This is a genomic window from Coleofasciculus sp. FACHB-1120, assembly GCF_014698845.1.
GTDB lineage: Bacteria > Cyanobacteriota > Cyanobacteriia > Cyanobacteriales > FACHB-T130 > FACHB-T130.
This window is the reverse complement of record NZ_JACJTV010000005.1, coordinates 287,342-298,002: the sequence shown is the minus strand read 5'-3', so window position 1 is coordinate 298,002 and position 10,661 is coordinate 287,342. Positions and strand designations below refer to the sequence as shown.

Genomic DNA, 10,661 nt, shown 5'->3' with positions numbered 1-10,661 from the left:
TCAATCCGATTGAGCGGTTGTGGTCAGAAATCAAAAAAGCGCTCAAGTGGGAGCTGTTTACTAATCTCGATGAGTTAAGGTTTGGAGTAAAAAAAGCTCTACAGGATTTAAACCAAACCATTATTGCATCTGTTACAGGATGGAAATTTATCATCGAGGCGCTAGTCTTAGCAGGGATTTAGAAGTCTAAACTTGTTTGTGTCAAACTCAAACCCAATTGGTATAACAGCAACCAATCGCGGTGATATTTCCGCAACCTTGGTGCATTTGTATCGGCGTGGAAAATCGCCGGAATTAATGTCAGCTTTGCAGCATTATGTCGAACAAGCTGCGGTAAACCTGCCGAAATTTTCAGGTCAAGTGGCGTTGGTGTTGGATGCGTCTGCTTCTACGAGAAGTTATGGCGATCGCGAATACTGTTCTCTAGCGCAGTCAGTCGCCCTGAAATTGGTACTCGAAAAATGCTGCGCGAACCTCAAAGTCCATACACTTGGGGGAGTTGGCGAATTACCCATGCCAGAAGGTTACACCGACTTGGCAGGTGCTTTACTGGATGCTTTAGAAGACTCACCCGATTTAGTCGCCATTGTCTCTGATGGTTATGAAAATATGTATCCGGGAGACTTGGAAAGAGTCGTCGCCACCTTGCCGCAATTGGGTATTCATACCCCAATTGTCTTCTGTCATAGCAAGTTTACGGCGCTGGATGACTTGGAATTGAGACGACCTGCGGCTAATCTCCTCCAAAGAGAATTCTGGCATCAAGACGATTTTGAAGACTTACTAAATTCGCTATTTGCGATTGCGCTACCGCGCAGCCTTCGGATCGCGGGTGCAAAGCAAACCGAAGCTTCTTTGCAGGAATTCCTCCGCCAAAAACTCACATTCCAAGAAAAGGAGTTAGCCACATGGACTACCAGCCATTAGAGTTATTCATTCCCAACCAAGTCGATCTCTCTCCTTATCATTTAGGAATTCCTCAACAGTCTGGAGCCATGACTGTAGTCCCTATCTTTAGCCCAGATTGTCCGGGTCAATTTACCAGTCCCCTGTCTGGGTTAAAACTCAGTCGAGTTCACGGCTATGGAAATGTAGAACTCCATAACCCATCAACGAGTGTGGCAATCGTTCCCTTGCACATGGGTTATATCCAAGACCAAGCCCAAAATCATGCTTTGTGTCGGTCAGCATTTATTGCTGCGGGACAGAAACTCATGTTTGAAGATGCCTGCTGCGTGCAATCTGGTCAAGGCGGTTATTTGGAAGGTCGAGAACAATGGTTCTTCATTCTCCCCCTGCAATTGCGCTTTCAAGCGTTGAAACTCCGGGGTCAGGAAGACTACAGCAAACTCTGGAAAGAAATTGAGCGTCTAAATCAGCGGTTTGATTTACCTCAACGCGGTCACTTAGAGCAAATTCTCAGTAAAAAACGCACCTTTCTGACGCAATATCAAAGCCAATTTGAATTGCTTCCCCAGCAAACCGGGGCATTGTTCTTGATTCGGAATCAGTTAGTTGGCGTGGAAATTGCTCCCACGGCGGCTTACTTCCGGGAAGTGTGGATGCCTCTCGTTTGCTTCTGCTATGGTGTGGCGGCAATGTATGCCCAAAAGCAAGCAAAAGCAAGCGACAAACCCGTGCTTCCTTTTGCAGCCAGCAATCTGCAAGAACTGCGCCAGCAGTTGCACAAAAGCCGTCAGGAAAAGCAGTTACAAGTTAGCAATTGGCTAAGTCAAACACCCGCAGAAAAATTTCAGCTCAAAGAAGAAGAACGCTTCTTGAGTCTGCGGCTGCATACCTGTAAAGAAAAAAACTTTGCGGGTCAGTTGGTCGAAGAGTCTGGACAACTGGTGTATGCTTCCTTGTTTGCTTTAGCAATTTAATCAAGCCAACGCTTGACCGGATAGGGAAGCACTGACTTGTCAATTCGCTCAATTTGTACTACAATACATTACAGTTGGAACTGAGTTAGGCATTGGCGCTTAATCGATGATTCCAGGTCAGGGTTAAGAAACGCGATCGCGCTAACCGCTTGTCCAACTGCTATTTCCCGCCCTATCTAAACTTTATACAGAAAATGTAACCCCCTTCCCGGTCAGGGAAGGGGGTATTATTATGCCATTTGCACCGCTCAAGACTCCCTGGGATTGGGTATCCTGAGATATCCTTTCCTCCAAAACAAGATCCCACAACTGATTACCAAGGCGACAGTCACGACAGGCAACCAAATCGCCAGGATTGATAAAATAATCGCACCACCTGCTTCCAATGTGGAAACCACCCCATTACCGAATCCTCCGGTGAGTGCGGTTGAAGAAAAGCGAACCATACCCGTCAAGGCTTGCACGATACCCGCCGAACCTCCACCCGCAATCACCGCGATTGTCCACTGAACTAAAGGATCGTCGTGGGGAAAGATGGCAGCGGTCAAGAAAGTGCCGACTGCGATCGCGGTTGGTGTAGAAACGATATCCAGCAAATTATCTATCCAGGGAATGTAATAAGCGGCAATTTCAACACAAGTCGCTACTGCAAATGTCACCAACGCCGGATAAGTTCCTATCCACTCAAAATTCGGTGCCAGTGGCAAATGTCCAAAAAGTGCTGCCATGCTCATCACTAGCGGCGGGACAAAAATCCGAAAGCCACAAGCCGCACTCAAACCAATGCCAATCGCAATGCTTAATAATGTATCCATACTACTCAAATTCAATCATTCGATAGGGTTGCTCTCGCCAAATCTGCTTCAATTACCTTGGCATTTTTCAAGTTGACCCCGCTCAGGTTCGTTCCACTCAAATCTGCGCCTCTTAAGTCGGCAAATTCTAAATTTACTTCCCTTAAATCAGCTTCACTGAGGTTAGCTTCACTCAAGAAAGCTTTACTCAAATTTGCCCCTCGTAAATCTGCCAGGTACAAGTTCGCCTTCGCTAGATTCGTTCTCGTTAGGTTGGCTGCGCTCAGATTTGCTTCGCTCAAATTAGCTTCACTCAAATCTGCCGCACTTAAGTCTGCTTTAATTAAATTAGCTCCCCTTAAGTTCGCTAAATTCAGTTTTGCCCAACTCAGGTTAGCTTCGCTCAGTAAGCACTCACAAAGCCAAGCATCTCTCAAGTTAGCATTGATAAAATACCTTTCTCCGGCTGCATAACGCCGCTTCAGATCATCAGCAGCAAACTTGATTAAAATGGCACTTTTGTCTTCACAATAGCACCATTGCGCTCCGACTAATTTAGCCGCCGTGTTAACAGCTAATTCGTCTTTTTTAGGCAATACCACCCCATTACAACCATCCCATTCACCGCCAAGGATAAAAGCAATTTCTTGGGCAGCATATAAGGAGTCGAACAAGAGCATATCTTGCCTTATCCGGTCTCCAGAGCTACTAATCAGGTTGCTGGAGAATGATAATAAATTTCGGATTAAGTCTTTCATCCGGTGTTTTAAGCAATTTTATTCAAGAAGCATTCAAAGCTATAAAACTTTTGTATATCCTTTAAATACCCTAGCTAACACAACCGGATGGGACATCAATCAATAGACATATTCAGATTTAAGAAGGCGAGATAGTTTGATTCCAGTTGTTCCCCCCGTTGTTATCCCAATTATTTCCATCGGTGAAAGCAAAATTAAAAGTAGTTCCCGCCGCCGGGACAGAGAGCGTCGTCTCCCAGAAGCCATCCTCTCGCTGGATCATCAGGTTGTCAGTAACTTGCTGCCAATTATCGTATCCCCAGTGTAATTTGACTTGTTCTGAATTTGTCAATAACCCTTTGTAATAAATCGTTAAAGCTAACCCTTGTTTCGCATTAGCTTCGTTATAATCTACCGCTTTGCCTTCATGCGGTTTGAATGAATTGACGACATAACGCTGATAGACAATCTCCGGCATATCCATTACTTTGCCAGTATAGTTTGATGCCACCAACGTGGTGTATTCTCCCATCGACCAGGAAAGGGGAGTCATTGATTTAGTGGGAGTTCCGGGAAGATAACCAGAGGGTGCATTGAGATCCCAAACTTGCTCGGAAATCATGTAAGAACGATTAGCAAAGGCACGCATTGTTGCCAGGTAAGAGTCTGCTTTTTTACCATGCGCGATCGCAAAGTGACCGCGTTCTCCGGTGAAAATAGGCCACAAACGCCCGATTCCCGCACCTGTATAATCTGCGCCCGTTGATGTTTCTCCATAACCGTCGTGATTGTAGCGAAACCAACCCTCTCCTTTGCCAGGAATTGTTTGTTTAATGGTGGAATCAATCGCCGGAAGGGAGGAGAGAATATAGGGATTATTTGCAGCTTTTACGCCATGACGCACTAATTCTAAAAAGCTGCTGTCAACGATAGACCGTTCATCGCGATCGCCGCCACCGTTGCCAATGTGTAAAATGTGTCCATCGTTGGGATTTCCATTATCATCAATGCGTTCAAAATATTTGCCATTGCCAATCGAACCGCTAGTCGTAAACGTCCAGTTTTCTACCATGCCTTGCCAGTAGTCTGCTGTTGTCAAATAGCGTTTCTCGCTGGTTGTGTCACCGTTAGCTTTAGCGATATCTGCGGCACAAACTAAACCCGCAATTTCCGCAGCAATGGTGCTGGGAGAATAGCCTGCGTTTTCTTCCCAACGTTCTTGTCCCGTCACTGGACCATTTTTCACAATATAATCAGCGGCTGGCTTGATGTGCTTAATGTAGGTGTCTGCATCCGTACGACCAAGTTTCCACGCCAAGATAATTGGGAAGGCAGTCTCGTCCATTTGAATGCCATTCCAGTAAGGCGTACCGTCCGCAAAGGCATTCTGAAGAAAATGTCCATCTGGTTGTTGCAAAGTGGTTAGCAACCAATCCAGAGCTTTTTTCGGGGTAGCTGTGTCGCCTGCAACAATTAAGGCGCTGGCAAATTTATACAAGTCACGAGGCCAAATCAGGTGGTAGCCGCCTGACATTTCGATGCCGGATGGAGTGCAGATTGAGTAGTTAGAATTACCCCACGGATTCCCCAAACCTGCAACCATCGCACCCGATGCTTTGTCAGTCGCTGCCTTCAGTACCATTGCCGCAACATAATACTGAGTATCTGCGGTGCCGCCAAAGGTATTTAAATGATTGGTGTAGCTGTTCCATTGCGCGTTGTAAGCGGACAGCATTGTAGAGAAATTATCTTTTAGGGTTCCTGCGGTTTCTGCTTTAGCGTTTTTGTCGCTGTTGCCAAAGCCAAGTACCAGGTTAAAAGTGACTGATTTCTGGTTGGCATAAGGACTGAGATCGAACATCGCCATCTGTGCAATGTTGCCATTGGTTGCCTTCTCATAAGTCCAGTTCATCGTATTATCAACTTCACCGCCTTTGAGGTCTTGCCAGCCGTCGCTGTGTCCGACGAATCCAGAAGACATCATCCCTTTTTTAAAAGCCAGAGAACTCGCCAATGCCGATGCTTGATTGCTAGTGGAATTTTTAGCAATCAGCATTTGAATATTCTTGTAAGTAGTGCTGTAACCTGTAGTGGCTTTTACGTTATTGTCAATAGCTGGATGATACAAAGTATAAAGATTAAAATTATCCAGCGTTCCACTGAGTGCAGTAAATTTTATCTGTTGAATTAAAGTATTGCGATTGGGGTCGGTGAAAATTGCCTTGTCGATTTGATACTTGCCGTTTTTCGCCGTATTAGTAATTTTCCAAGAAAGCGATCGCGTATTATTCAAACTAACCTGGCTGGTAGTATCCTGCTTCTCTTCATCAACCCAAGTTTTCGCCGTATCCCCCACTAAAAACTGCCAATCTACGGTCGCTGCTTTGTCAGCAGATGGGTAAAATACCTGGCTAATGATGCCATCGAAACCCGTGAACCACACTTTTGAAGTCTGGTTTTGGGCAGTACCTAAAAAGGTGAGGCTTGAAGGCGACCAAGTTGGACAAGTGCCGGGATGACCAAAGGCTTCATCTTGGGTCATGGCAACAGGAAACAAAAATTTACTTCCTCCGATAAAAGCTATCAACAAAATGACAATAATGGCACTTGCAAACCAATAAATTCTTTTCAATTAATTCGCCTTGAGAACTGGGTGAAGTTGACTTGATTAGTAGAATATAGCAATCTTATTTGATTGTTTGACGAACCGCCAAGCACGCAGAGAGCGCAGAGAGAAGAGGTACAGAGAGAATTTAGAAGTTAAACGAATATTGATAGGAAATAAATTAAAGGGTGCGGGTTTATTCGCCTCGATAGTTTCTGGCGATCGCTCGGAAATCATACCAAGGCGGTAAGCATTCAAAAATGCCCATCGATAGGATGAAATTGCAAAGAGCAAAAGTAGCAAAAAAACTTTATGTTAGTTCATATCATCGCTGATTACGGCTTTGGCGATCTCGCCTTTGCGGAAGTAGTGCAGCGTATCAGGTTCTATCTACCGGATGCTGAGCCAATACTCACCCCGGTGCCTGCTTTTGCCACCCTAGCTGCTGGCTTCTGTATCGCCCAATTAGGTTTGAATGAAGCCCCGGCAGGAACGATTATTTACCACAACGTTGCGCCCCGCGAAGATGATGAACAGGCACGTGTCGGGAATGCAGGGGAACGTCTAGCTTTCGCACGCCTCCCGACGGGTGTACGGGTAATTGGAGTCAATGCTGGCTATGCCTTCTCGTTTGTCTGCGATGTAGCAGAATTGAGCTGGGCTGCTGTTGCTGCGGAAGGTTCGCAGTTTCGTTCTCGTGACTTGTTTCCGCAAGCGGCGGCAGCGATCGCGTTGGGACAACCAGATGCGCTAGGGGATAAAATTGAGCCTTCGGATATCCCCGATGTGCCGTCGAATCGAATTGCCTATATTGACGGCTATGGCAACTTAAAAACAACGATTCAATATGATGCCAGCAAGGGGAGCGAGAAGCTGCTAGGAGCAGCATATGCTTCACGATCGCCGAATATCCGTGTGCGGATCGGTGACATCGAGCAGGAAGCGACAATGAGCGATGGCAGCTTTGCCGTTGAACCCGGACAATTAGCCTTCGCACCCGGTAGCAGCGGTTGGACAAATGCCCAAGGCGAAGAAACACGCTGGATCGAACTGTTCTTACGCGGTGGCAATGCCTGGGAGTCCTTCAAGCGTCCGTCAGTTGGCACGCAAATCGAGATTCTCTGATAAGTCTTCAGGGATTAGGAAAACCTAAGTCCCCAGTCTCCCGGAAACCTCTCCCTAGCCCTCTCCTAAAAGGAGAGGGAACCGGAATAAATGCTTTTTATTTTTACGGGCAAGCGGGGAGTTGATAGCCCCTCTCCGCTTGCGGGGAGGGGTTGGGGTGGGGTTCCGGATGCCGAGGAATTATCGGTAATTCACCGACATAATCTTAACCAAGAAATTCTTTCAACCTCAACCCTCAGTCCTCCACCCAATATTTCGCTCTTTCAACTGCTTTTTGCCACATTGTAAAATTTGCTTGTGCCTGGGTGACTCCCGCACCGGGTTGAAAAGTTCGGTCGATTTGACGACTCGCGGTTAATGTGGCGTAATCTTGCCAAAAATTAACTGCCAAACCAGCAGCAAAAGCGGCACCTTGTGCAGAGGCATCGAGAACGGCTGGGCGTTCTACTGGTATTCCTAAAACATCCGCTTGGAATTGCATTAAAAAGTCATTTTGACAAGCTCCGCCATCTACTTTTAGCAGAGCAATATCAGTGCCGCTATCTTGGTTAATTGCCTGTACAACTTCTTTGACTTGGAAAGCGATCGCTTCCAGCACCGCCCTGACCATGTGTTCTCGCTGCACTCCGCCCGTAATGCCGAAAAATGCCCCCCTCGCACTCATATCCCAGTGCGGCGCACCCAAACCACTCAAAGCCGGAACGAAGTAAACACCTCCGTTATCCGCCACCTGCTGCGCCATTCGTTCTGTATCTGTCGCCGCAGTAATCACTTTAATGCCATCCCGCAACCATTGGATGCAGGCTCCAGTTGTGAATATACTGCCTTCCATGCCATAGCCGACTTGGATGCCGTCATTGCCTGTCTGCGTCCAAGCGACAGTCGAAAGGAGTTGATTGCGCGATCGCTGTATTTTCTCTCCGGTATGCGTAACCAAGAAGCAGCCAGTGCCATAGGTGCATTTTAATAAACCAGGGCGATCGCAACCATGAGCAAATAAGGAAGCTTGTTGATCGCCCAAAATTGCCATAATTGGCACCTCACCGCCTAATAATTCCGGCTGAGTGTAACCAAATAAGCCTAAACTTGGCTGAATTTTTGGCATCAAATGAACCGGAATTTTAAATAAGTTCAGCAACGTCTCATCCCACTCCCGCGAAGCCAAATTCATCAACATCGTGCGGCTGGCGTTACTATCATCCGTGGCGTGAACCTTACCGCCTGTGAGGTTCCAGAGAATCCAGGTATCAATCGTGCCTGCTAAAACATTCTCGAAATCGATGGGGGGATGTTCTCGTTGAATTTCCTCCAACAACCAAGTTAATTTAGTTGCAGAAAAGTAGGCATCTAATACTAACCCCGTGCGATCGTAGATATCTGCTGCATGACCTTGACTTGCAAGTTGATTGCACAGGGGTGAAGTGCGTCGGTCTTGCCAGACAATGGCATTATGTAAAGGTCGCCCCGTGGTTTTGTCCCACAATAGACAAGTTTCTCGCTGCACGCTTAACCCAATTGCAGCAATATCTTTTGCACTGATGTCCGCCTTCTGCAATACAGTCTGCATCGTCCAACAAGTATCTTGCCAAATTTCTCTGGGGTCATGCTCTAACCAACCCGGTTGGGGATAATACTGCGTGAGTTCTTTGTAAGCAGAGCTAACAATCATCCCGTCAGCATTAAATAAGATGGCTCGGTTGCCGGTAGTACCGAGGTCTAGGGCGAGAACGTAGGCAGGAGTCGATGCAGTCATTGCAAGCTAGTAATAAATTGAGAGTTTTTTAACGGGCGAATTAAGCCGAAGTCTCGATCGTAAACGTTGCCAAGAATGCCAAGAAAGCGATCGCTGCTACACGTATCAGACTTTGAGCGTGCAACGTCTACGTTTCTCGGCTTTTTTCTATTCCTCATAACAGACTAACTTCACTCAGAGCCTTTCCTGGGGTAGAAGTTAGCAGAAATCGTGGCAGTTAGTTTGGAAGTAGACTCTCCACGTTCTGAGACTTTGCACAAGTATTTTGCACAAGTATAAGAGTCTGCCAAGAACCAGTTCTCATCAGCAATGCGATCGCATAAATATTCACCCAGTAGCGATCGCTGTCCCAAGCAAATTTTTGAAAGGAGGGCTACAGCAATGCCCGACGCGACTCAGACTAACGCGACTCAGACTAAGCTAACCGATACTGTGCGCCAGATTGCCCACCCGCTCACAGGTGCCGCCTCTGACTACGACCCCTTGATGGAACTTATTGGCGATGCCCGCTTTGTCTTGCTGGGTGAGGCATCCCACGGCACCCATGAATTTTATCAAGCGCGAGCCGAAATTACCAAGCGGCTGATTCAAGAAAAAGGCTTTACAGCGATCGCTGTCGAAGCCGATTGGCCCGATGCTTACCGCGTCAACCGCTACGTCACTGGTGTCAGCGACAATACAACCAGTAACGAAGCACTCTCTGGCTTTGGACGCTTCCCCGCTTGGATGTGGCGCAACGCGGATGTGGTCAACTTCATTGATTGGCTGCGCCAGTACAATAGCGCCCTCCCTGAAAATGCCACTAAGACTGGCTTCTACGGTCTTGACCTCTACAGCCTACACCAGTCAATCGCCGCCGTTCTCGACTACCTTGACAAAATTGACCCAGAGGCGGCAGAACAGGCGCGTCACCGCTACTCGTGCTTTGAAGACTTTGGTGAAGACGCTCAATCCTACGGGTATGTCGCCAACTTCGATGATGAGGAATCCTGTGAGAGCCAAGTTGTCAACCAACTTCTAGAATTGCAACATCGTGCTAGCGAGTACGCCCATCGGGATGGTCGCCTGACAGAGGACGAATTTTTCTTTGCCGAACAGAACGCACGACTGGTCAAGAACGCCGAGGAATACTACCGCTCAATGTTTCGTGGTCGGGTGTCGTCGTGGAATTTGCGCGATCGCCACATGGCAGAAACGCTGCAACACCTCGTCGCTCATTTGGACAAACAAGGCGATCGCACCAAGGTCGTCCTCTGGGCACACAACTCCCATCTCGGCGACGCACGGGCAACCGACATGGGCGCACACGGCGAACTGAACGTCGGTCAACTGGTGCGCGAACAGTATGGTCGCGACGCGGTACTTGTCGGCTTCAGCACCTACACGGGAACCGTCACCGCCGCCTCAAATTGGGGCGCACCCGCCGAACGCAAGCGCATCCGTCCGGCGCTTCCAGACAGTTATGAAGCGCTGTTTCACGACACAGGTGTGTCTTGCTTCCTGCTCGTCTTACGCGACGGTGGCGCATCAATCAAAGAATTGCGGGAGCCTCGATTGGAACGGGCGATTGGTGTCATCTATCGACCCCAGACCGAGCGGAGTAGCCATTACTTCCACGCACGGCTCGCCGACCAATTTGACGCCATCATCCACTTCGACGAAACCCAGGCAGTGCAGCCCCTAGAGCGGGCTGAATGGGAGATAGACGAAGTGCCAGAGACATTTCCCTCTGGTTTTTAACCGTAGAGGTTTTCTGGGGATAAA

At 47.8% G+C, this 10,661-nt stretch carries 9 protein-coding genes and 1 pseudogene; 5 read left to right on the top strand and 5 right to left on the bottom strand.

The genetic code is table 11. The annotated features are described in order from the left end of the window. From H6H02_RS26850 to H6H02_RS08020, 3 genes and pseudogenes are all read left to right on the top strand, one after another. Window positions 1-182, top strand: a pseudogene (locus H6H02_RS26850) (IS630 family transposase); the annotation flags it as partial. Between the two features lie 16 nt (window positions 183-198). Further along, on the top strand, window positions 199-927 hold the full coding sequence (locus H6H02_RS08025; RefSeq protein ID WP_190816359.1) for a hypothetical protein: 729 nt from the start codon (window positions 199-201) through the stop codon (window positions 925-927). Next, window positions 909-1,883, top strand: coding sequence for a DUF6569 family protein (locus H6H02_RS08020; protein ID WP_190816357.1), 975 nt, complete (start codon window positions 909-911; stop codon window positions 1,881-1,883). Before H6H02_RS08025 ends, H6H02_RS08020 begins: the two co-directional genes overlap by 19 nt. Before the next feature lie 248 nt (window positions 1,884-2,131). Here H6H02_RS08020 and H6H02_RS08015 read toward each other — a convergent pair whose 3' ends face one another. From H6H02_RS08015 to H6H02_RS08005, 3 genes are all read right to left on the bottom strand, one after another. Further along, entirely contained in the window at window positions 2,132-2,698 is a 567-nt protein-coding gene (locus H6H02_RS08015; RefSeq protein ID WP_190816355.1) for a DUF4126 domain-containing protein, read from the bottom strand. Between the two features lie 11 nt (window positions 2,699-2,709). Continuing rightward, window positions 2,710-3,435, bottom strand: coding sequence for a pentapeptide repeat-containing protein (locus tag H6H02_RS08010; protein WP_190816352.1), 726 nt, complete (start codon window positions 3,433-3,435; stop codon window positions 2,710-2,712). A gap of 118 nt (window positions 3,436-3,553) precedes the next feature. Beyond that, complete coding sequence (locus H6H02_RS08005; protein ID WP_206757266.1) at window positions 3,554-6,046, bottom strand: glycoside hydrolase family 15 protein; 2,493 nt, start codon at window positions 6,044-6,046, stop codon at window positions 3,554-3,556. A 285-nt stretch (window positions 6,047-6,331) separates the two neighbouring features. Between H6H02_RS08005 and H6H02_RS08000 the strand changes: the two genes are divergently transcribed. Beyond that, window positions 6,332-7,144 carry an SAM-dependent chlorinase/fluorinase gene (locus H6H02_RS08000; RefSeq protein ID WP_190816348.1) on the top strand — a complete coding sequence of 271 codons (813 nt, stop codon included), beginning with the start codon at window positions 6,332-6,334 and terminating at the stop codon, window positions 7,142-7,144. A gap of 235 nt (window positions 7,145-7,379) precedes the next feature. Here the strand turns inward: H6H02_RS08000 and glpK are convergent, their stop codons facing one another. Together glpK and H6H02_RS07990 are read right to left on the bottom strand one after the other, a co-directional pair. Further along, window positions 7,380-8,897 carry a glycerol kinase GlpK gene (gene glpK, locus H6H02_RS07995; protein ID WP_190816346.1) on the bottom strand — a complete coding sequence of 506 codons (1,518 nt, stop codon included), beginning with the start codon at window positions 8,895-8,897 and terminating at the stop codon, window positions 7,380-7,382. Then, complete coding sequence (locus H6H02_RS07990) at window positions 8,894-9,055, bottom strand: hypothetical protein (RefSeq protein ID WP_190816344.1); 162 nt, start codon at window positions 9,053-9,055, stop codon at window positions 8,894-8,896. Before H6H02_RS07990 ends, glpK begins: the two co-directional genes overlap by 4 nt. A 223-nt stretch (window positions 9,056-9,278) precedes the next feature. Here H6H02_RS07990 and H6H02_RS07985 point away from each other — a divergent pair, with 223 nt between their 5' ends. Then, window positions 9,279-10,637, top strand: a complete 1,359-nt coding sequence (locus H6H02_RS07985) for an erythromycin esterase family protein (RefSeq protein WP_190816410.1) — start codon at window positions 9,279-9,281, stop codon at window positions 10,635-10,637. Window positions 10,638-10,661: the final 24 nt, after the last annotated feature.

Coding starts and splice junctions, on each gene's coding strand:
- H6H02_RS08020 (WP_190816357.1), top strand. CDS start 909: ATGGACTACCAGCCATTAGAGTTATTCATTCCCAACCAAGTCGATCTC.
- H6H02_RS08015 (WP_190816355.1), bottom strand. CDS start 2,698: ATGGATACATTATTAAGCATTGCGATTGGCATTGGTTTGAGTGCGGCT.
- H6H02_RS08010 (WP_190816352.1), bottom strand. CDS start 3,435: ATGAAAGACTTAATCCGAAATTTATTATCATTCTCCAGCAACCTGATT.
- H6H02_RS08000 (WP_190816348.1), top strand. CDS start 6,332: ATGTTAGTTCATATCATCGCTGATTACGGCTTTGGCGATCTCGCCTTT.
- glpK (WP_190816346.1), bottom strand. CDS start 8,897: ATGACTGCATCGACTCCTGCCTACGTTCTCGCCCTAGACCTCGGTACT.
- H6H02_RS07990 (WP_190816344.1), bottom strand. CDS start 9,055: ATGAGGAATAGAAAAAAGCCGAGAAACGTAGACGTTGCACGCTCAAAG.
- H6H02_RS07985 (WP_190816410.1), top strand. CDS start 9,279: ATGCCCGACGCGACTCAGACTAACGCGACTCAGACTAAGCTAACCGAT.